This window comes from uncultured Thiothrix sp., assembly GCF_937873765.1.
Taxonomy (GTDB): Bacteria; Pseudomonadota; Gammaproteobacteria; order Thiotrichales; family Thiotrichaceae; genus Thiolinea.
The window spans coordinates 1-20,721 of record NZ_CALMZC010000010.1 but is presented as its reverse complement, the minus strand read 5'-3'; the positions used below and the strand labels follow the sequence as shown (position 1 = coordinate 20,721).

17 protein-coding genes are annotated in these 20,721 nt (G+C 45.9%); 8 read left to right on the top strand and 9 right to left on the bottom strand.

Annotation, left to right across the window (positions count from 1 at the left end; genetic code table 11):
* Window positions 1-119 precede the first annotated feature (119 nt).
* From hrpA to rsgA, 4 genes are all read left to right on the top strand, one after another.
* On the top strand, window positions 120-4,001 hold the full coding sequence (gene hrpA, locus Q0307_RS01715; RefSeq protein ID WP_298655548.1) for an ATP-dependent RNA helicase HrpA: 3,882 nt from the start codon (window positions 120-122) through the stop codon (window positions 3,999-4,001).
* Window positions 4,002-4,139: 138 nt separating this feature from the next.
* On the top strand, window positions 4,140-4,808 hold the full coding sequence (locus tag Q0307_RS01710) for a glutathione S-transferase family protein (protein ID WP_298655545.1): 669 nt from the start codon (window positions 4,140-4,142) through the stop codon (window positions 4,806-4,808).
* Window positions 4,809-4,877: 69 nt separating this feature from the next.
* The gene (gene ilvD / locus Q0307_RS01705) at window positions 4,878-6,728 is read left to right on the top strand and encodes a dihydroxy-acid dehydratase (RefSeq protein WP_298655542.1); all 1,851 of its coding nucleotides are present in this window, start codon (window positions 4,878-4,880) and stop codon (window positions 6,726-6,728) included.
* Between the two features lie 311 nt (window positions 6,729-7,039).
* Entirely contained in the window at window positions 7,040-8,077 is a 1,038-nt protein-coding gene (gene rsgA, locus Q0307_RS01700) for a ribosome small subunit-dependent GTPase A (protein ID WP_298655540.1), read from the top strand.
* A 114-nt stretch (window positions 8,078-8,191) separates the two neighbouring features.
* On the opposite strand, the gene Q0307_RS01695 is transcribed toward rsgA, so the two are convergent.
* The 3 genes from Q0307_RS01695 to Q0307_RS01685 form a co-directional block, all read right to left on the bottom strand.
* Window positions 8,192-9,529: a DEAD/DEAH box helicase gene (locus tag Q0307_RS01695; RefSeq protein WP_298655551.1), complete on the bottom strand. Its 1,338-nt coding sequence runs from the start codon at window positions 9,527-9,529 to the stop codon at window positions 8,192-8,194.
* Between the two features lie 334 nt (window positions 9,530-9,863).
* On the bottom strand, window positions 9,864-11,357 hold the full coding sequence (locus Q0307_RS01690) for an aldehyde dehydrogenase (RefSeq protein WP_298655537.1): 1,494 nt from the start codon (window positions 11,355-11,357) through the stop codon (window positions 9,864-9,866).
* 14 nt (window positions 11,358-11,371) lie between these two features.
* Complete coding sequence (locus Q0307_RS01685) at window positions 11,372-12,091, bottom strand: GntR family transcriptional regulator (RefSeq protein WP_298655534.1); 720 nt, start codon at window positions 12,089-12,091, stop codon at window positions 11,372-11,374.
* 188 nt (window positions 12,092-12,279) lie between these two features.
* Here Q0307_RS01685 and Q0307_RS01680 point away from each other — a divergent pair, with 188 nt between their 5' ends.
* From Q0307_RS01680 to Q0307_RS01665, 4 genes are read left to right on the top strand one after another with little or no spacing between them, the layout of a single operon-like run.
* Complete coding sequence (locus tag Q0307_RS01680) at window positions 12,280-13,623, top strand: glutamine synthetase family protein (protein ID WP_298655531.1); 1,344 nt, start codon at window positions 12,280-12,282, stop codon at window positions 13,621-13,623.
* A 15-nt stretch (window positions 13,624-13,638) separates the two neighbouring features.
* Window positions 13,639-14,259, top strand: a complete 621-nt coding sequence (locus Q0307_RS01675; RefSeq protein ID WP_298655527.1) for a LysE family transporter — start codon at window positions 13,639-13,641, stop codon at window positions 14,257-14,259.
* A gap of 28 nt (window positions 14,260-14,287) precedes the next feature.
* Complete coding sequence (speB, locus tag Q0307_RS01670; protein WP_298655524.1) at window positions 14,288-15,280, top strand: agmatinase; 993 nt, start codon at window positions 14,288-14,290, stop codon at window positions 15,278-15,280.
* Window positions 15,281-15,287: 7 nt separating this feature from the next.
* Entirely contained in the window at window positions 15,288-16,001 is a 714-nt protein-coding gene (locus tag Q0307_RS01665; protein WP_298655521.1) for a gamma-glutamyl-gamma-aminobutyrate hydrolase family protein, read from the top strand.
* A gap of 12 nt (window positions 16,002-16,013) precedes the next feature.
* On the opposite strand, the gene Q0307_RS01660 is transcribed toward Q0307_RS01665, so the two are convergent.
* From Q0307_RS01660 to hslV, 6 genes are all read right to left on the bottom strand, one after another.
* The gene (locus Q0307_RS01660; protein WP_298655518.1) at window positions 16,014-17,540 is read right to left on the bottom strand and encodes a hypothetical protein; all 1,527 of its coding nucleotides are present in this window, start codon (window positions 17,538-17,540) and stop codon (window positions 16,014-16,016) included.
* 122 nt (window positions 17,541-17,662) lie between these two features.
* Complete coding sequence (gene yidD, locus Q0307_RS01655) at window positions 17,663-17,908, bottom strand: membrane protein insertion efficiency factor YidD (RefSeq protein WP_298655515.1); 246 nt, start codon at window positions 17,906-17,908, stop codon at window positions 17,663-17,665.
* Window positions 17,905-18,312 carry a phosphoribosyl-AMP cyclohydrolase gene (gene hisI / locus Q0307_RS01650; RefSeq protein ID WP_298655512.1) on the bottom strand — a complete coding sequence of 136 codons (408 nt, stop codon included), beginning with the start codon at window positions 18,310-18,312 and terminating at the stop codon, window positions 17,905-17,907. Before hisI ends, yidD begins: the two co-directional genes overlap by 4 nt.
* Window positions 18,312-18,677: a DUF971 domain-containing protein gene (locus tag Q0307_RS01645; protein WP_298655509.1), complete on the bottom strand. Its 366-nt coding sequence runs from the start codon at window positions 18,675-18,677 to the stop codon at window positions 18,312-18,314. The genes hisI and Q0307_RS01645 overlap by 1 nt, the downstream gene beginning before the upstream one ends.
* A gap of 10 nt (window positions 18,678-18,687) precedes the next feature.
* Window positions 18,688-20,061: an ATP-dependent protease ATPase subunit HslU gene (hslU, locus tag Q0307_RS01640; protein ID WP_298655506.1), complete on the bottom strand. Its 1,374-nt coding sequence runs from the start codon at window positions 20,059-20,061 to the stop codon at window positions 18,688-18,690.
* A 4-nt stretch (window positions 20,062-20,065) separates the two neighbouring features.
* Window positions 20,066-20,599, bottom strand: coding sequence for an ATP-dependent protease subunit HslV (gene hslV / locus Q0307_RS01635; protein WP_298655503.1), 534 nt, complete (start codon window positions 20,597-20,599; stop codon window positions 20,066-20,068).
* Window positions 20,600-20,721 lie beyond the last annotated feature (122 nt).

Sequence of the window (20,721 nt, the reverse complement as noted above, 5' to 3'; positions counted from 1 at the left end):
CTTAAGTTACTACCGCTTTAGTGGCTCTTCAACTCCTCTGGTGCATGACCAAAATGTCGAACTGACTAAAGCTTCACGCTAAACTACCCAACCCTTGAAATTGAATTATTAAAACTAAAGTGACTACGCTGCCCTCCATTAGTAATAACCAACTTCGTAAACAGCTCAACACCGTGATGGGTGCGGATCGGTTTCGCTTGCGGCGTGAACTCCAACAATTAGAACGCAAACCTGATGAAATACGTGCAGAGCGTTTACAAGCGAAAATCGAAGCCAGTGGCCAACGTCGTGCTTTGCGTATGCAAAATAAACCCCAGCCGACTTACCCCGAAGACTTGCCGGTTGCGCAGCGCCGCGAGGAAATCATCAAGGCGATTCAAGAGCATCAAGTAATCGTCATTTGTGGGGAAACTGGCTCAGGGAAAACGACACAATTACCGAAAATGTGCTTAGATGCAGGTCGCGGGATTGACGGCTTTATTGGGCATACTCAACCACGGCGAATCGCAGCGCGTAGTGTCGCCGACCGAATTGCCGAAGAGTTAAACAGCTCACTAGGGCAGCAAGTCGGTTATAAGGTACGCTTTACTGATAAAACCCATCAAGATACTTATATCAAGCTGATGACCGATGGGATTTTGCTGGCAGAAATTCAGCAAGATCGTTATTTGAATGATTATGACACGCTGATTATTGATGAGGCACACGAACGCAGTCTTAATATTGATTTCCTGCTAGGTTATTTGAAATGGCTGCTGCCTAAGCGGCGTGATTTAAAAATTATCATTACTTCCGCAACCATTGACCCGCAGCGTTTTGCTGAGCATTTCAATGGTGCACCGATTATTGAGGTTTCAGGACGGACTTATCCGGTGGAGCTTCGCTATCGGCCTTTGGTGGATATTGAAGGTGAAGATGAGCGCGATTTAACCGATGCCATTTTAGAGGCAGTCGATGAGTTGGGCACGCTTGGCAGTGGAGATATTTTAGTTTTCCTCCCCGGCGAGCGTGAGATTCGTGAAGCGGCGGAGGCCTTACGCAAACATCACCCCCCTTCCACAGAAATTTTGCCGCTCTATGCTCGCCTGTCTGCGGAAGAACAACATCGAGTCTTTGAAGCACATGGGCGGCGGCGCGTTGTTTTATCCACCAATGTAGCGGAAACCTCACTCACCGTACCGGGGATTCGTTATGTGGTCGATGCAGGTTTAGCGCGGATTTCACGTTATTCATGGCGAGCGGGTGTGCAGCGTTTACCGATTGAAAAAGTATCGCAAGCCTCTGCTAATCAGCGCTCAGGTCGTTGCGGGCGCGTGGCTGCGGGTGTGGCGATTCGTTTATATAGCGAAGAAGATTACAACAGCCGTCCGCTCTTTACCGAACCGGAAATTCTGCGCACCAATCTTGCGTCCGTCATTCTGCAAATGGAAACCATGCAACTGGGCGATATTGAGAAATTCCCCTTTGTCGAAGCACCCGATCTGCGCTTAATTCGAGATGGCTATAAACTCTTATTTGAAATTGGTGCGGTGGATGCCGATTTTAATCTCACGCCGACGGGTTATGCTTTAGCGAAATTTCCGGTTGATCCGCGCTTAGGCAAGATGCTTCTGACTGCTGAAAAAGAGGGCGCTTTAAAAGAGGTGTTGGTGATTGCTGCGGCTTTAGCCATTCAAGATCCGCGCGAACGTCCAATAGATAAGCAACAAGCGGCGGATGAAAAGCACGCACGCTTTAAAGCGGAAAATTCCGACTTTTTAAGTTTACTCAGACTTTGGGAATACTTTCATCAGCAGCGCAAAGAGTTATCCAAAAGTCAATTCCGTAAGATGTGCTTGCGGGAGTTTTTATCTTGGACACGCTTGCAAGAATGGCATGATATTCACCAACAGATTCGGAGTACCTTGCTTGAAAGTGGAGTGAAGGAAAACGAAAGGCCTGCAGAATACAGCGGTATTCATCGCAGTCTATTATCCGGTTTGCTCGGTAATATTGGTCTTAAAGATGAGGATTTGGAATACCAAGGCGCGAATGGTCGCAAATTCCTGATTTTCCCCGGCTCGAATTTACGCAAGAAAGCACCACAATGGGCGATGGCAGCTGAACTAGTCGAAACCAGCAAGTTGTATGCACGCACGATCGCGAAGATTGAGCCGGAATGGATTGAGGAATTTGGCGCTCATCTCCTCAAACGTCATTATACCGAACCGCATTGGGAGCAAAATTCAGCGAATGTCTCGGCTTTTGAGCGCACATCGCTGTATGGCATTACCATCATACCAAAGCGGCGCATAAGCTATGGGAAAATCGACCCGATTATTAGCCGTGAGATTTTTATTCGACACGCTTTGGTTTATGGGGAATATAAAACCAGTGCGGCTTTTTTCCGTCACAATGGTGACTTGATTGCACAGATTGAAGAGCTGGAAGCCAAGGGGCGACGGCGTGATATTTTAGCCGATGAAAAACTCTTATATGACTTTTTCGACCCCTTGATTCCAGCCAATGTCGTCAATGGTGCTTCTTTTGAAAAATGGCGCAAGCACGCTGAGCAGAAGCAGTCCAAGCTCCTATATCTGACTCGCGATTATTTAATGCAGCGTGATGCAGGACATGAACGTAGTGGGCAATTCCCCGATAGTATTGCCGTACAGAGTATGATTTTACCCTTGCGGTATCACTTTGAGCCGAATGCAGAAGACGATGGAGTCACAGTACGTCTACCGCTGTTAGCACTCAACCAACTATCCCCCATTCGTTTTGCCTATTTAGTGCCGGGGATGTTAGAAGAAAAACTCACCGCAATGATTCGCGCGCTACCGAAGCAAATTCGCAAACAATTTGTGCCTGCGCCAGATTATGCACGAGCCTGCTTAGAGGCCATTGAACCCAGTGAGAAACTGTCGCTCACAGACTCTTTAGCTCAGCAACTACTGCGGATGAGTGGCACACGGATTGATGTCGATGCATGGGAGCAGATGGAGCTACCGGAACATTTATTGATGCGGTTTGAAGTCGTGGATGACAATGGCGTAGTGGTGAAAGCAGGGCGAAATTTATTAGCCCTACGCAATCAAGTCGGACAACAAGCAAAGCAAGAACTGATTCGCCAGCCAACCCAGCATATTGAGCGCCAAGGTTTAACCGAATGGAATTTTGGTGATCTTCAAGTCACACATTCGCTGGATATGGGTGGGATGAAACTGCATGTTTGGCCTGCTTTATATATGGCTAGTCCACAAAGCAGTTCGGTCGATATTAAGCTGTTTGACAATGAAGCCGAAGCACAACGCCAACATCGCTTAGCGGTGCTACGTTTATTTATGCTGGCTTTACCGACAGAAGCACGGGATGTACCTCGGCATATTTCCCAAATGCAGCAATTGTGTTTGCATTATGCCGCCAGTGGCAAATGCGATGAACTGAAGGAAAGTATGACCCGCTATGCGTTCCGTCAAGCCTTTGCAGAGTTCTTAGATAATCGTAAACAAGCAAGTTTCACGGCTGCTTTGCAAATAGGGCGGAAAACTATCTTTACTCAAGCCCAAGACTTAGCACGGATGCTCGTACCCGCTTTAGCGGCTTACCATGAAATTCGTAAGCTCTTAAAAGGCAAATTAAATTCCGCTTGGCTCGAAACTTTAAATGATGTGAACGACCAACTTGCGCATTTAATTTATCCGAATTTCTTGGATGAAATGCAGCCCGATGAAATTCGTAACTTGCCGCGTTATTTAAAAGGTATTCAACGCCGCTTAGAAAAAATGCTCGATGCACCCACCAAAGATCGTGCTCTGCGCGTACAGGTACAGCCCTATTGGGATCGCTATAAAGAACGCTTGCATAAAAACCGCAGCCAAATGAATGCTAAGCAAGATGCTGCTTTGCATGAGTATCGCTGGATGGTGGAAGAATTTCGGATTTCGTTATTTGCGCAAGAGTTGGGGACGGCTAAGTCGGTATCGGCTAAGCGCTTAGATAAAGTTTGGGAGGAAATTTAAGGTTCGACAAGTGACTGATTTGCAGTGGTGGCTCCAAAACTTTTTCTTGATGAGGGCATTGTAGGTGAGTACTCCTAACTCTCTATAATAAGCGAGTTTTAAAATCCATTTGGCTCTTCACCGTCTAGGAGTGTATTCATGTCTAAGTCTAATAAGTTACAACTGGTCAGTTTTAAGGTTTGCCCTTTTGCGCAGCGAGCAGCTATTGCTTTACAAGAAAAAAAAATCGCTTATGAGACCGAGTATTTAGTACCCGGCGAGGATCAACCGGCGTGGTTCAAGGCCATTTCACCTTTAGGCAAAGTGCCAGTTTTAGTAGTCGATGGAACGCCAGTCTTTGAATCGGCAGTGATTTTGGAGTACCTCGATGAAGTCTATGCACCGCAATTGCATCCTATAGACCCATTAATGAAAGCGCGCCAACGCGCTTGGATGGAAGTAGCGTCCGAGTTATTGGGTAAACAATATCAAATGATTGTATCTAAAGAGCAAGCAGCCTTTGAAACGGTTAAGCAAGAATTACAAGCAGGGTTGGATCGAGTTGCAACCGCTTTAAATAGTGAAGAACCTTTTTTTAATGGCACTCAGTTTGCGCTTGTCGATGTAGCCTTTGCACCTCTGTTTGTGCGTTTAAGCATTCTTGAGAAAGTCTTTAAGTTGAATTTCCAAAGTAATCCACGGTTACGGGCTTGGAGTACGGCTTTATTAGCCAAAGATTCCGTGAAAAATTCGGTGGTCGCGAATTTTGAAGAGGTTTTTATGATGTTTGTGAAGAAATCTGATGGTTATTTAGTCAATAGCCTTTAAAGTATGACTCTCTACGCTTCCAGCGTTAGAATGCTGCTTTAGTCAATGTGTTTGCTCAGGAGAGATTTCATGCCCGTTTATCGTTCCCGCACCTCCACCGCAGGTCGCAATATGGCAGGCGCACGCGCGTTGTGGCGTGCAACTGGCATGAAGGATGATGACTTTCAAAAACCTATTATTGCGATAGCCAATTCTTTCACCCAATTCGTCCCTGGGCATGTGCATCTGAAAGATTTGGGGCAAATGGTTGCCCGCGAGATTGAAGCGCACGGCGGGGTAGCGAAAGAATTTAACACGATTGCGATTGATGACGGAATTGCGATGGGGCATAGCGGTATGCTGTATTCCTTGCCTTCACGAGAAATTATTGCTGATGCGGTGGAATACATGGTGAATGCGCATTGTGCTGACGCAATTGTGTGTATCTCCAACTGCGACAAAATCACTCCCGGAATGCTCAATGCGGCCATGCGCTTGAATATTCCCGTGGTGTTTGTATCGGGTGGTTCGATGGAGTCCGGCAAAGCAATCATTAATGGCAAAACCGCAAAATTGGATTTGATTGATGCAATGATTTCTGCGGCGAATCCTGATGAAACTGACGAGAACGTGACCAAAATGGAACGCTCGGCTTGCCCAACTTGCGGCTCTTGTTCAGGGATGTTTACTGCGAATTCGATGAACTGCTTAACCGAAGCTTTGGGTCTAAGCTTGCCCGGCAATGGCTCGCTGCTGGCAACCCATGCTGATCGCAAGGAATTATTCCTTGAAGCCGGACGTTTGGCAGTACGTTTAGCCAAACGTTATTATGAGCAAGATGATGAGTCTGTGTTACCGCGCTCCATTGCTAATAAAGCCGCGTTCGAGAATGCCATGTGCTTGGATATTGCGATGGGTGGCTCGACTAATACTGTCTTGCATTTGCTGGCGGCAGCACAGGAAGGTGAAGTTGATTTCACCGTGTCTGACATTGATCGCTTGAGCCGTAAAGTGCCGAACTTGAGTAAAGTCGCGCCTGCAACCCAGCTATATCACATGGAAGATGTGCATCGTGCTGGTGGTGTGATGGGTATTCTGGGTGAATTAGATCGTGCGGGCTTAATCAATCGCGCTTGCAAAACTGTGCATAGTCCGACGATGGAAGAGGCTTTAAATCAATGGGACATTATGCGTAGCCAAGATGCTGCCGTGCATACTTTTTATAGTGCTGCCCCAGGCAATGTACCCACCCAAGAAGCTTTCAGCCAAAACAAGCGTTGGGAAGAACTCGACACCAACCGCGAAGGTGGCTGTATTCGTGACAAAGCGCATGCTTACTCACAAGATGGCGGCTTAGCAGTGCTCTTCGGCAATATCGCGCTGGATGGGTGTGTAGTCAAAACGGCGGGTGTTGATGAAAGCATCCTTAAATTCTCCGGCCCTGTACGTATTTTTGAATCGCAAGACGCAGCGGTCAGTGGCATTTTGGGCGATAAAATCAAAGCGGGCGATGTGGTCATCATTCGCTACGAAGGCCCACGCGGCGGCCCTGGTATGCAAGAAATGCTCTATCCCACGTCTTATTTAAAATCCAAAGGTTTGGGTAAAGTTTGTGCCTTGATCACTGATGGACGTTTCTCCGGTGGTACGTCGGGCTTATCGATTGGGCATGTCTCTCCGGAAGCAGCGGAAGGGGGGGCGATTGGTTTAATCGAGGAAGGCGACACCGTCGACATCGACATTCCCAATCGTAGCATCCATGTGCGCGTGAGCGATGAAGTTCTCGCTCAACGCCGTGCTGCAATGGATGCGAAAGGCTCAGCAGGCTGGAAGCCCGTCAATCGTGAACGTAAAGTCAGTGCTGCCTTGAAAGCTTATGCCGCGATGACGACTTCGGCTTCACGGGGGGCGGTCAGGGATGTGACGCAGTTGGAGCGTTAAAAGATATTGACAAGGAAGCTTCCTAGTGAAGCTTTTCTTGTTAGAACAAAAAAAACAGACTAGGATAAACTCACTAAATTAAATCCTTTATTCCACAACAGAGGTACGCAGATGATTGTTCAAACTCACCACAACGCTCTCATAGCAAGGACAAGGATCACTGGGGTTTGGGAATAAACTCAACAAGCTAAGTTACACGCTTGCCCTACTGAAATTCATTCAGTCATTTCCTGTTCCCGCCTTCATTTCTTCCAAGTGCCCTCGTGTTCATTGCTCTAACTTAATCTTAAAATTTAGAGTGGCATTTATCCATGCAACAAACTTTAGCAAATTTAGGTTGGCGCTCAACCTTCCAGCAACAATTGAGTTTAAACGAATTAGAAACTGGCATACCGGCACGAATTATCGCACAGCATCGTTCCGAATATGTGCTGCAAAGTAAGCAAGGCGAGATTCATTTGCCTATCTTGTCTTCCATGCCACAACTCGCAGTGGGTGATTGGCTACTCTTAGATCAACATCAACAGTTTGTGCGCGAATTGGAACGCTTTTCCCTATTTAGTCGGAAAGCGGCGGGGCATAAAAATGCACTGCAATTGATTGCAGCGAATGTTGATACCGCATTGATTGTCAGCTCTTTGAATCATAACTTTAATCTGAACCGCCTTGAGCGTTATCTAGCCTTAGCGCACGAAGCGCAGGTTGAACCGCTAGTGGTATTAAGCAAGGCTGATCTTTGCCCCAATCCTGAAGATTATGTGCAGCAAGTACAAAAACTGGATCGACGTTTAGTGGTAGAGGCGATTAATGGCTTGGATACGCAGAGTGTGAATAAGTTGCGACCTTGGTGTGGCGTAGGGCAAACGCTGGCTTTATTAGGTTCATCAGGTGTGGGTAAATCGACGTTAGTGAATACTTTATTGGGGCAAGCGACGCAACATACCGGAGCCATCAGCGCGGAACAAGACAAAGGCCGCCATACTACTACTGCACGCTCTTTGCTTGCCATACCGATGGGTGCTTTATTGCTTGATACCCCCGGAATGCGCGAATTGCAATTGAGTGATTGCGAAGCGGGTGTTGCGGCGACCTTTGCCGATATTAGCGAGTGGGCGCAACATTGCCGCTTTGTCGATTGTGAGCATGAAAGTGAGCCGGGCTGTGCCGTGCAAGCAGCGATTCAAGCGGGTGATTTGGAGCTAAGACGTTTGCAAAACTATCGAAAATTGCAGCGCGAACAAGCCCATAATGCGGCGAGTTTAGCGGAAAAACATGCGACAGATAAACGTTTTGGCCGTTTGATTAAATCGATTCAAAAAGCCCAGCATCAGGAAAAACACAGGTATTAATCTAAAATCGTTGGACGGTAGAAACGATGTGTTTTCCACCGTCTACGTCGTACTACTCAGCATGTTTCTCAATAATGCGATAAAGGCTTTTTGGCAAGATTTTAGGTGTACGAGTTAAGCGGTTTTACGTTGACCGCTGCTGCGTGGGCGACGATTACTCTTAGCACGATTGCCCGGTTCGGCTGCTTTAATATTTTTAGAAGCCTTAGGTTTAATAGGTAACACTTTAGCGCCAGCCACTTTGCTTTTATTCGCTTTAGGGCTTGCTGAGTGGTTATGAGGCGCTGGTTTTTGCTTAGGTGCTGTATGTGGCACATTATGTTCTGGCTCAAAACCGTCGACTTGCTGACGTTGAAATTTACGCTTAATCAGTTTTTCAATATCAATCAGTTGCTTAGCTTCATCCGCACAAACCAAAGAAATCGCTTGACCTTTAGCACCTGCTCGACCGGTACGACCAATCCGATGTACATAATCTTCCGCTACTTGTGGCAGATCAAAATTTACCACTTGAGGTAGTTGGTCAATATCAATCCCACGGGCAGCAATATCCGTGGCCACTAAAATCTGTACTTTGCCTTGCTTAAAACCAGCTAAAGCTTCGGTGCGTTGATTTTGGCTTTTGTTACCATGAATCACTGCCGCAACGACACCAATACTGGTTAATTGGCGCACTAAACGATCCGCGCCATGCTTCGTTTTACTGAAGACTAAAGCCTGTTCCCATTGCTGCTCTTTAATTAAATGCGCGAGCAAGGATGTTTTTTTTGCTTTATCGACTTCGTAAATAATTTGTTCGACGGCGGTTGCAGTAGAGTTTTTCGGGCTAACATTAATTTCCACCGGACTCTTTAATAAACCTTTCGCGAGGCTGCGAATTTCTTCAGAGAACGTAGCTGAGAATAATAGATTCTGCCGTTGCTTAGGTAAGAGCGCGAGAATTTTACGAATATCAGTAATGAAGCCCATATCTAACATGCGATCCGCTTCATCTAGGACTAGAATTTCTAAGTCATTAAATTGAATCGCATTTTGTTCATACAAATCTAGCAAACGCCCCGGAGTTGCTACCAAAATATCAGCACCACGACGTAAGCGCATCATTTGTGGATTAATTTTAACCCCACCAAAAACGACGGCTGAATGCAAACGCAAATGTTGCCCATAAGTCTGCACACTATCATGCACTTGGGCAGCTAATTCACGTGTTGGCGTGAGCACTAAAGCCCGTACACGATTGCTACATACTGGTTTGCCTAAATTCAAACGATGCAATAATGGCAAAGTAAAGCCAGCAGTTTTGCCAGTACCGGTCTGGGCGGCCGCCATCAAATCACTGCCTTTTAAAATCGCTGGAATCGCTTGGGCCTGAATTGGTGAAGCTTGCGTATAGCCTTTTTCTTGCACAGCACGGACTAAGGCCGCATCAAGACCTAGATCATTAAAACTCATCATCTTCCCTTCAATAACTTTAAGAGTGGCGCGTTCGCTTAAGTCAAATAAATAACTCAAGCCGGATGCGGCATACAGTAATTGGCACTCAAGGGAGGGGCTGATCTAGATGCCTACAGGGGCGGGATCAAACAACTAAGGATGTCGCAGTATCGGTAAGCTAGTTTTAGCTCAACAGAGGGCGGTGACTGTATCATGCTGCGCTGCAATAAGCACGTTATTTTAATGATGTAAAGAAAAAGGCTGCGCAAACGAGAAAGTCTGAGCAGCCGAGCAGCAATAGGCTGAAGCTATAATGCCTAACAAGACGAGTTAGTGAGCAGACAGTTGAGCTTTATCGAAGTTTTAACCAAGTGGTTTTGAGTTCAGTATATTTATCAAATGCATGCAGTGACTTATCGCGCCCAATCCCTGATTGCTTATAGCCCCCAAAGGGCGTGGTAATATCATCGGCATCATAGCAATTGGCATAAACCACCCCTGCTTTCAAGGCTCGCGTAGCTTTGTACAGGGTATTCACATTGTCGCTCCACACGCCTGCTGCTAAACCATAAATGGATTCATTCGCAATTTGAATCGCCTCATCCACACCGTTCACGGTAATGACGGCTAGTACTGGGCCAAAAATTTCTTCTTGCGCAATACGGGCTTTATTACTGACTTTATCAAAGACGGTTGGTTCGATATAACAACCACCTGTTTCGAGGCGTGCTTGCCTGCCACCGATTAACAGTTCGGCTTCTTGCTTACCATTGGCGATATAGTCCATCACTCGTTCGGTATGCGTTTTATCCACCATCGCACCCAAGCGAGTAGTAGGATCAAGTGGATCCCCTGGTTGCATGCCTTTGGCGAAGTGCAGAATTTTTTCCATCACCGCGTCACGAATCGGCGCATCTAAAATCAAGCGCGAGCCTGCTGAACACATTTCCCCTTGATTAAAGAAAATCCCAAAAGCAGCCGCTTCTGCGGCAGCATCCAAGTCGCCACAATCGTCTAAAATAATATGCGCCGACTTCCCACCACATTCGAGACCTACTTTCTTCATATTCGATTGCGCAGCGTATTGCAGGATATATTTACCGACGGCGGTTGAGCCGGTAAAAAATACTCCGTCAATATCCCTATGCAAACCAATCGCTTGACCTGCTTCATGCCCTAAGCCAGTGACTACATTGAGAACGCCATCCGGCAGGCCGGCTTCTGCTGCCAAGGCGGCAAGACGTATCGCTGTCAGTGAGGATTGCTCGGCAGGTTTTAAAACAATAGAGTTACCGGCAGCTAATGCAGGGGCTAATTTCCATGCCGCCATAATCAAGGGGAAGTTCCAAGGCACAATGACACCACAAACCCCTAAAGGTTCGCGGGTAATAGTAGCTAAAACATTATGAGCGGTGGGGGCCACTTCGTCATACAGTTTGTCAACCGCTTCAGCATACCAGCGGAAACAACGTGCAGTGGCGGGAATATCAATGCTCAAACTATCACGGATGGGTTTGCCCATATCTAAAGTTTCGAGCAGGGCTAATTCATCTGCATTTTTTTCAATCAAATCGGCTAGATGCAAGAGCACGGCTTTACGCTTACTAGGATGTACACGACTCCAACGACCATCATTGAATGCAGCTCGTGCGGCAGCCGCTGCCCTATCCACATCCATTTGATCGCAAGCCGCTACCTGAGTTAGATGACGCCCATCGATAGGGCTAATGCAGTCAAAAGTCTTTTCCGAGGCGGCACTCACATATTGCCCATTAATAAAGGACTTACCTTGAATATTGAGTTGCTGGGCGCGTGCTGCCCAATTCGGATTAGCTGGTTTATTCATTAAATACTCCTCATTTAAGCAGATAAAGCCTGCTCTTTAAAATGTTCATGGATGCCTTCAACGGCTTGAATAGAGGCAAGGCCATCACGAATATCCGCTTCAATTGCACGGCGTAAGGCAAAAGCGTTTTGTTGGCGTAGTGCTTGCAGAGCTTCTTTATGGCGATCAATCCGATAATGTTGTGTCAGCTTGCTTTTGGCAAAACGTATAAACGGGCCGAGTTGTAGCCAAACGCTTTCAATGAGCGGTACTGCTACTTGAAAAGGATTCCGTTGATAGAGATAGCGGTGAAACTCTTGATTAGCGAGACTACCCTCACCGGTATCACTCTGTTGATAAGCCAGATCAATTAAACTGTCTAAACGCTCTAGCTCAGTAATATGTTCAGGGCGGCAATAAGGTAAAGCACTTTCTGCGGCATGAGTTTCAAGCACAATACGTAATTCATATAATTCTTTAAAACGCGCCGCTGTCATTTGCGGCACCATCACCCGGCGATTATCACGCATTTCCACAGCGCCTTCGCAAGTTAAACGGTGCAAAGCTTCACGTACCGGCATCGGGCTTACATGCATAACTTCGGCTAAACCACGAATCGTTAGTGGTAAACCGGGTTCAATTTGCCCACACATAAGAGCGCGGCGTAGCGTGTGATACACCCAGACATTGACCCCCTGCGCGGGTGTTTTTTCCAAAGGGGTTAAGGACAAAAGTGGGGTAGTTTTGGCGTTCATGATGCCCTGTGTCTAACAATGAAGATGTTATTATATGATCACAATCTTAGAGATTTCCAGACGCAATTATAGGCTATTCTGTCTATTTATGTGGATAAATAACTAGATCACTCTTGACCCTTGTAAAAATCGTGATCACAATTATAAGCATAATAAGTGCATTCCTTATGTGATACAGAGAATGGGTTATGGATCAGCTAAGCAATAATACACCGATGCCAGAATTAGATATTTTCATTACTGATCTCAATGGCAACCAACGGGGTAAACGTGTTCCAGCTAGCTCAGCTAACAAGTTCCTTGAAGAAGGCTTCAAAATGCCGCGCTCAGTTATGGGGCTAGATTTTTGGGGAGAAGATGTTGAAGGTACTAGTTGTGCATTCGAAGCAGGTTATAGTGATGGTTTATGCCAAATTGTTTCGCCTCAGCCTATGCCAATACCTTGGTTAGATCATGAGCATTATCAAATGATGGCGATGATGCGCCAATTGGACGGAAGCTATTTTGCTGCTGATCCTCGTCAGGTATTAGAGTCTGTTTTACAACGTTATACTGCAAAAGGTTTAACTCCGGTGGTTGCCGCTGAGTTAGAGTTTTATTTATTCGACCGAGCTTCAGAGCAGAAAAATCGCCCCGTGCGTTCTGCCTTATTACCTAAAACTAGATTTAATCAACCTAATCCTTATGCTTTGCAGCATTTAGAAGGCTTCCGCCCAATTTTGGAAGCTATTCGGTTAGCCTGTCAGCTTCAGGGGATTCCGGCTGATTCTATTATTTCTGAGTTCGGTGAGGGGCAATTTGAAGTTAATCTCAATCATGTGAGCGATGCTTTATTGGCTGCTGATTATGCTGTGCTGTTTAAGCGTATTGTGCACAATGTAGCCTATAAATATGGGCATCTAGCGAGTTTCATGGCTAAACCTTATGGGGATGATATGGGCAGTGGTATGCATGTTCATTTCAGCATACTAGATCGGGAGGGCAAAAATATATTCTCAAATGGTACAGCGACCGGTAGTACAGCTTTGCTCCATGCGGTCGGTGGTATTCTTAAAGCCATGCAAGGTTCGATGCTTATCTTTGCTCCCCATCTTAATTCTTGGCGGCGTTTGCGCCCAAGCAATTGTGCTCCAGTTGAAGCTAATTGGGGTTATGAGAATCGCACGGTATCAGTCCGCATTCCTGACAGCCCAGATATAGCACGACGTATTGAGCATCGGGTAGCAGGTGCAGATGCAAATCCTTATTTGGTCATCGCGGCTATTTTAAGTGCTGCTTTATATGGAATGGAGCAGCATCTTGATCCGGGTGCTGCCAGTACGGGTAACACTTATACAAGCGCAACGGCTGCAAAGGCTTTACCTACTCAATGGTATGAAGCTATTGGTGCTTTGCGGACTAGTGCTTTAATGCGTGAATTACTAGGTGATGGTTTTGTGGACTTATTTACGGCGCTTAAACAGCAAGAGTTAGATAAATTTTCCAGTCGCATTACTGATGCAGAGTATGAAACTTATTTAGGTGTGGTATAAGTATAAGGATAGTCTGTGTTCGATATTCAGAACTACATTAGTTTTATTGCAGCCATCCTGGTCTTTCAGTTGATTCCGGGGCCGGGAACTTTAGCCATCTTAAATGCAACGGCGCGCAATGGAGTTAAAGCCGGCTTGGGAGCTGTGCTGGGTACTTTATTAGGTGACTTCTTGTATATGGTGGCAGCCGTTGCGGGTTTAGCCGCTATTATGCAGGCTAACCCGCTGCTTTTTAATAGTCTGCAGTGGTTTGGTGCTGCTTATTTGTGTTGGATGGGTGTTCAAATTTTGCGTTCTTCGCTGCAAAGCACGCCAGTTAAACCCGAGCCGCAACAAAGTCCGAGGGTTTATTTTCGCCAAGCTTTAGCTGTTAGCCTCACTAATCCCAAAGTCATGCTGTTTTTTGTCGCTTTCTTTCCCTTGTTTTTACGCCCCGAAGCCTCATCCATAACCTTAGCGGTGATGATGCTGCACGTGACTTTGTTGAGTTTCGTTTATCAAGTGGGCTTAGTACTCATGGGTAATCAACTAGCACAGCGCTTAAAAGTTTTGCCTTTCGTGCGGAAACTAGCAACCCACTTAGCTGGCTTTGCTTTAATTGGTTTTGGTGTAAAACTTGCCTTAAATAATCGCTAACACTTTTCACAGGGATCGAGATCAAGGTATGCAGGATTCAATTCATCCGTCTGAACCCGAATACGGTGATCAGGCGTTTCGGCGCAAAGGTTTATTAGGGCAAGCTCCTGAGATGACTTATGGTGGCGCATTGAGCTTCTTACGGCGTAGCTATAGTCGAGATTTAACGGGTGCTGATGTGGTTGTCAGTGGGATTCCCTATGATTCAGCGGTTACTTATCGTTCCGGTGCACGTTTAGGTCCGCGTGCGATTCGGGCCGCTTCGGTGCAGCTGGCTGAGCTGAAAGCGTTTCCCTTTGGTTTTCACCCTTTTGAGCATTTAGCCGTTTTAGATTATGGCGATTGCTTTTTAGATCCACATCATCCAGCAACGATTATTTCGAGTATTGAAGGGCATATCAGCCAGATTTTAGCTGCAGGTGCAAGTCCCTTGAGTTTTGGAGGGGATCATTTTGTCACTTACCCGATTTTGCGCGCTATCGCTAAACAGTATGGGCCAGTGGCCTTGCTGCATTTTGATGCACATTGTGATACTTGGGAGGATGATGGTTCGCGCTTTGATCATGGCAGCATGTTCTTACGCGCTAAGCGCGAAGGCTTAATTGATGTGGCGCATTCTGTACAAGTAGGCATTCGCACCTACAATGATTCTGATCATGGGTTTCGTATCTTGACTGCACCTTGGGTACATCGAGAGGGTATTAAACGTACCGTTGAAGAAATTTATGAGCGCGTTGGCAAGCAAAAAGTCTATTTAAGCTTTGATATTGATTGCCTTGACCCTGTGTTTGCGCCCGGTACAGGTACTCCCGTCGTGGGTGGCTTAAGTACTGCACAGGCTTTAGGTATTGTGCGCTCTCTAGGTCAGCTTAATTTAGTCGGGATGGATGTAGTTGAAGTCGCACCGGCTTATGATGTGGCGGAAGTGACTGCTTTGGCAGCCGCGACCTTAGCCCATGATTATTTATGTTTACTGGCAGAAAAAAAGGGCGCTGTGCGCGCTCCGACAGGTTTATTGTGAGACAGTCATGTTAATCGGTATTTTAGAAACAGGTCGTCCACCTGAAGAATTACAAAGCGCTTATGGGTCTTATGCAGATATGTTCAAACGCTTATTAGGCGCAACGGACAGCAGCTTGGAATTTAAAGTTTATCCAGTCTTGGATAATCAACTGCCAGCAAATCCGTATGAATGTGCTGCTTGGTTAGTGACAGGTTCACGGCATGGGGTATATGAAAACTTGCCTTGGATGTTACAACTACAGGATTTCATTCGGGCAGTATGGCAAGCTGAAGTCCCCATGATCGGTATTTGTTTTGGGCATCAGATTATTGCGACGGCTTTAGGGGGGCGTGTCGAAAAGTCTAACAAAGGCTGGGGGGTTGGCTTACAAGAATATACCGTGCAAAAGCCACAAGATTGGATGGGGGAGCAAGCGACCATAACCTTTAATGCGATGCATCAAGATCAAGTGGTTGAGCTACCAGCAAATGCTGAAGTATTTGCGAGTTCAGCATTTTGTGAATATGCCGGTTTAGTCTACGGTGGGCGGATTTTAACTTTCCAAGGTCATCCCGAATTTACGACTGATTTTGAAGAGCATTTATTGAAACTGCGACGGGGCAGCGTGATTCCTAATCCAGTGGCCGATCAAGCGCTAAGTGGTTTAGAGCAAGGTGCATTAAAACCCGAATCCCAGAGTGGGCACTGGATGGCAAATTTTCTAAAGCGGGTTAGCTAGCGGGATTTGCACTTAGAGGCTGTTCAATTTGCTGAGTAACTGTTCACGCGCACTGGTATCCGTAATTTTAGTTAACCAACTGTGTGCTTGATCAATTTCTCCCACCACTAAACAAGCAGAGGCTAATAAGGTCATCGCTTCTGCTTGTGGCAAGGCATCAGTAGGGATAGTTATTAAAATTTCTTCAGCCAATTGGAGAAAATCTTGGGCTGCCTTGGTTTGGGAAAAGTGCTGGTGGTCTTTAATCATTTGCAACACAATCCCTAGTTTCTGCACTTGTCCTGATGTGCCCCTTTGGTCATCCACCACGAATAACAAGCTATTCTCAGTTGTTTTTAAATCCTCAAGCGTAGGTTTAAGAGCTGCATAAGCATTGGTATCTTGGCCTTGTAAGCGGAACATGAGGCTAAAGCTGGCACTGACTAAAGGTTGCTGAATTGCAGGAGCGCGACTCATTAGGTGATTAAAGGTCCTCAGAATATCACTATCATTGCTATGATGATCTTTTTGAGTTTCATAGTTTGCCACATCCAGTAGGAGTAAAGCTGCCGCGTATTGATCCGTTAACTCATTCACAAAAGCAATCGCAAGTTCTGGTTTATTTAGCTCCAGCAAACGGCGTAACTTTTGCCGATCATGTTTGAATTGTTCGGGGCTGATTTTAGTCAGATAGGGATTCGGTGCATCTGTCTCTAATAAAGTTTTGAGTTTATTAATATCATCTTGTGTCAGTCTATTATGGCTAGCTGTAGTAACTGCTTCTTCGAGTGGCTTTACTGTCTGAGTTTTTTCAAAACCATTCTTAGCTAATTCGGTGTTTTTTTCAGTTCCAGGGTTTCTTTGTAAAGATTTAGAGATTAACACTTGTTGCTGATCAGCGTCTAAAGCTTGGGTCTCTTTACGCTGGATAGTAGTAATGATCAAAATCCCTGTTAGTACCATAAGCATTACAGCCGTGACGCCGATTGCAATGTCTAAAGGACGCTTTTTGCTTTCTAAACTAAGTTGTAGCCTTGCTTCACGTCTTAATTGCTCCTCTTCACTAATACGAGCTCTTTCTAGTGCCTCCTGCATGAGTTTGTCTTGTTGGAATTTATAATCTCGATTTTCTTGCGTGATAATATCTTCGCGTTTCTGGCTACGTTGATATTTTTCCGCGACCAAATTGCAATTTTGACAAATATTCATGCCTGAGCGATTGCGCAGTTGTTGATGCTGGCAAGCAGGACAGACGTGCAGGTCACTTACATTAGAAGTAGATGAGTCGCTTTTTTCAACACTTAATCGTAGGGTGGGGCGTAAAGAAGTTTCAACCATCATCTCGCGGAAGCGCTTTTGGTAATACTCAGCTTCATCTTTACGGATATTTTCGAGAATGGCGGTTTTACTTTCGGGAAAAAGCAGGCCTTCTGAAAGTTTATACTCGATATAAGGGTCGCCTTCTTTATCAAGTAATATCAGCAGATCACGCACCAAACGATCGACTGGCTCAACCGAGGCGTGATGCTGAATGACAAGATCGTAGTGGCTATCCGGCATGAAAACCTAAACCTTATTATTATAATTTTTGAGTTTACTAATCGTGGCAATAATGGCGCTAAGTTAGCGGTTCGATAGTTAGGTGTAAACTTTTTAGGAATAAGCGGACAAGTGATAGGCCGTTAACTATCCGCAGGTTTAGTGCTTGGCTTTTTCGGTTCGGGGACTAAATCAATGCCGCCTTCATGCCAAGGATGACAGCGCGAAACGCGCTTTAAACCTAGCCAACTACCGCGTAGCGCTCCATGTTTTTGAATGGCTTCATGTGTGTAATGTGAGCAGCTCGGGTAATAGCGGCAGTTACTCCCTAGCAGAGGGCTAAGAAATAATTGATAGCCGCGAATCACACCGAGCAGAATAGGCTTCATGATGTGTACAAGGTCTTAGGATCAATTAAAGGCTCACTGTCTACGATCACCTGTTCGCCCTCTACTTTATAGAAAAAGCAATGGCGCCGTCCAGTGTGACAAGCAGGCCCCGTTTGATCAACCAACAGTAAAATTGTGTCTAAATCACAATCAAACCGGAGTTCTTTAAGTAATTGCACTTGCCCAGAGGACTCACCTTTGCGCCAAAAAGTTTGACGAGAACGCGACCAATAGCAAACATGTCTGGTTGTTAAAGTTTCTTCAAGCGAAGCACGATTCATCCACGCCATCATCAGTATTTCGCCCGTGTCATGTTGTTGAGCAATGGCTGGAATTAAACCAACATCATTGAATTTCACTTGCTCAAGCACGGCCACTAAGCTTTGTGTTTCGGTTGCCACCATCAGATGATTTGTCCCGGTGCTTTACGTTGATAGCCATGAGCGGCTAGCCGTTGTAAATAGTCAGACCAATGTTGCTGCTGATTTTTGCCTAGATCATACAACAGCTTCCAATCGTATAGGCCGCTGTCATGATTATCGTCAAACACGAGTTTAACGGCATAATATCCGACCGGCTCAATGGCAGTGATATTTACATTTTCTTTGCCAATTTGCAGTTTTTCTTGGCCGGGGCCATGTCCACGCACTTCAGCAGAGGGTGAATAGACCCGTAGGTACTCACAACTTAAGCTATGCGTTTCGCCATCAGGCCATTCAATAACCAGTTCGCGTGATTTTTGATTGAGCGTTAAATTCGTCGGGGTCATGCCTTGCTCCTTAGAGGATATAACGGCTTAAATCTTCGTCTTTGACTAATTCGCCTAAAGTAGCATCGACATGTGCACCATCCACCACTTTGGCTCCATCACAATCCGGAGCAGCATACAGAACATCTTCTAATAAACGTTCCATTACAGTATGTAGGCGACGCGCACCGATATTTTCAGTACGCTCATTCACTTCAAACGCAATTTGCGCAATCCGTTGGATCGCATCTTTGGTAAATTCCAACTTCACGCCTTCAGTGGCTAATAAGCCTTGATACTGCTCGGTTAAGGACGCACTTGGTTCAGTTAAGATGCGCTCAAAATCATTCGCAGTTAACGCTTCCATCTCGACCCGAATAGGCAAGCGGCCTTGCAATTCTGGAATCAAATCGGAAGGCTTAGATACATGGAAAGCACCAGAGGCAATAAACAAAATATGGTCAGTTTTAATCATGCCATATTTAGTATTGACGGTTGAACCTTCTATAAGAGGTAGCAGATCGCGTTGTACCCCTTCCCGGGACACATCCGCACCACTGACTTGGCCACTGCGGGCTATCTTGTCGATTTCATCTAAGAATACAATCCCAGTTTGCTCAACCGAATGCAAAGCCCGTTGTTTGAGTTCTTCCTCATTCACCATTTTATGTGCTTCTTCTTCAGTCAGAAGTTTAAGCGCATCCTTAATTTTTAGTTTACGACGGCGTTTTTTCTGACTACCCATATTTTGGAACATACTTTGCAGTTGGCTAGCCATTTCTTCCATGCCGGGTGGAGTCATAATTTCGACACCGATATTCGCCCCACTGAGTTCGACATCAACTTCTTTATCGTCTAGTTCGCCTTCGCGCAGTTTTTTGCGGAATTTTTGGCGAGTGGCATTATTTTCTGGAGCCTCTTTCTTAGTCGCTTCGTCAGGGTCAATTTCCAGCCAAGCATTGATCGAAGAGCTAGTTGTCTCTTGCTTAGGACGCGGCAGCAAAATATCTAAAATCCGCTCCTCAGCAGCTTCTTGCGCACGATAACGAACTTTATCCACTTCTTGCTCACGGAGCATTTTCACTGCCACATCCGCCAAATCACGAATGATGGAGTCGACCTCCTTACCCACATAGCCCACTTCAGTAAATTTAGTGGCTTCAACTTTAATAAAAGGCGCATTTGCTAAACGCGCTAAGCGGCGGGCGATTTCAGTTTTACCTACACCGGTTGGGCCAATCATCAGAATATTTTTGGGTGTGACTTCATGACGCAACGGGTCTTGCATTTGTTGACGGCGCCAACGATTGCGTAAAGCGATTGCCACTGAGCGTTTGGCTTTATCCTGCCCAATGACATGCTTGTCGAGTTCTTGAACGATTTCGCGAGGTGTCATAGTGGACATGGGCTTAAAGCTCCTCAATAGTCAGATTATGATTACTATAAATACAAATATCGCCAGCGATATGTAGGCCTTTTTCGACAATTTCGCGGGCGCTTAAATCGGTGTTTTCCAGTAGCGCCCGCGCTGCCGATTGCGCAAAAGCCCCCCCTGAACCAATCGCGATTAAATCATTTTCTTGCTCAATCACATCACCATTACCCGTGATCAACAGGGAGGCGGTGTTGTCCGCGACGATTAAGAGTGCTTCTAAGCGGCGTAGCATCCGATCTGTACGCCAATCTTTGGCTAGCTCTACGGCAGCACGAGTTAAATTGCCATTATGGGCTTGTAGCTTGGATTCAAAGCGTTCAAATAGGGTAAAAGCGTCTGCTGTGCCACCTGCAAAACCAGCCAATACTTTATCATTATAAAGCCGTCGCACTTTGCGTGCATTGCCTTTCATAACGGTATTGCCTAGTGTGACCTGTCCATCACCACCGATCACGACTTTACCGTGACGGCGCACACTTAATATGGTGGTTCCTCTGTATTGCTCCAAAGCTGGCTCCGCAAATGTTCTAAATATTAAGTCTGGTCTATATGGGCACAATTGCTAAATTCAATAGCTAGGATACCAATTGCCCAAGTGTTTCATGGTGTTCCATGCTGTGTCAAAAGTCC

What these genes read in the sequence shown, in the direction of transcription:
- speB (WP_298655524.1), top strand. Translation starts at nt 14,288, where the DNA reads ATGCAGGATTCAATTCATCCGTCTGAACCCGAATACGGTGATCAGGCG.
- Q0307_RS01660 (WP_298655518.1), bottom strand. Translation starts at nt 17,540, where the DNA reads ATGCCGGATAGCCACTACGATCTTGTCATTCAGCATCACGCCTCGGTT.
- rsgA (WP_298655540.1), top strand. Translation starts at nt 7,040, where the DNA reads ATGCAACAAACTTTAGCAAATTTAGGTTGGCGCTCAACCTTCCAGCAA.
- Q0307_RS01680 (WP_298655531.1), top strand. Translation starts at nt 12,280, where the DNA reads ATGGATCAGCTAAGCAATAATACACCGATGCCAGAATTAGATATTTTC.
- Q0307_RS01685 (WP_298655534.1), bottom strand. Translation starts at nt 12,091, where the DNA reads ATGAACGCCAAAACTACCCCACTTTTGTCCTTAACCCCTTTGGAAAAA.
- Q0307_RS01695 (WP_298655551.1), bottom strand. Translation starts at nt 9,529, where the DNA reads ATGAGTTTTAATGATCTAGGTCTTGATGCGGCCTTAGTCCGTGCTGTG.
- Q0307_RS01690 (WP_298655537.1), bottom strand. Translation starts at nt 11,357, where the DNA reads ATGAATAAACCAGCTAATCCGAATTGGGCAGCACGCGCCCAGCAACTC.
- hisI (WP_298655512.1), bottom strand. Translation starts at nt 18,312, where the DNA reads ATGGTGGCAACCGAAACACAAAGCTTAGTGGCCGTGCTTGAGCAAGTG.
- ilvD (WP_298655542.1), top strand. Translation starts at nt 4,878, where the DNA reads ATGCCCGTTTATCGTTCCCGCACCTCCACCGCAGGTCGCAATATGGCA.
- Q0307_RS01645 (WP_298655509.1), bottom strand. Translation starts at nt 18,677, where the DNA reads ATGACCCCGACGAATTTAACGCTCAATCAAAAATCACGCGAACTGGTT.
- Q0307_RS01665 (WP_298655521.1), top strand. Translation starts at nt 15,288, where the DNA reads ATGTTAATCGGTATTTTAGAAACAGGTCGTCCACCTGAAGAATTACAA.
- yidD (WP_298655515.1), bottom strand. Translation starts at nt 17,908, where the DNA reads ATGAAGCCTATTCTGCTCGGTGTGATTCGCGGCTATCAATTATTTCTT.
- hslU (WP_298655506.1), bottom strand. Translation starts at nt 20,061, where the DNA reads ATGTCCACTATGACACCTCGCGAAATCGTTCAAGAACTCGACAAGCAT.
- Q0307_RS01710 (WP_298655545.1), top strand. Translation starts at nt 4,140, where the DNA reads ATGTCTAAGTCTAATAAGTTACAACTGGTCAGTTTTAAGGTTTGCCCT.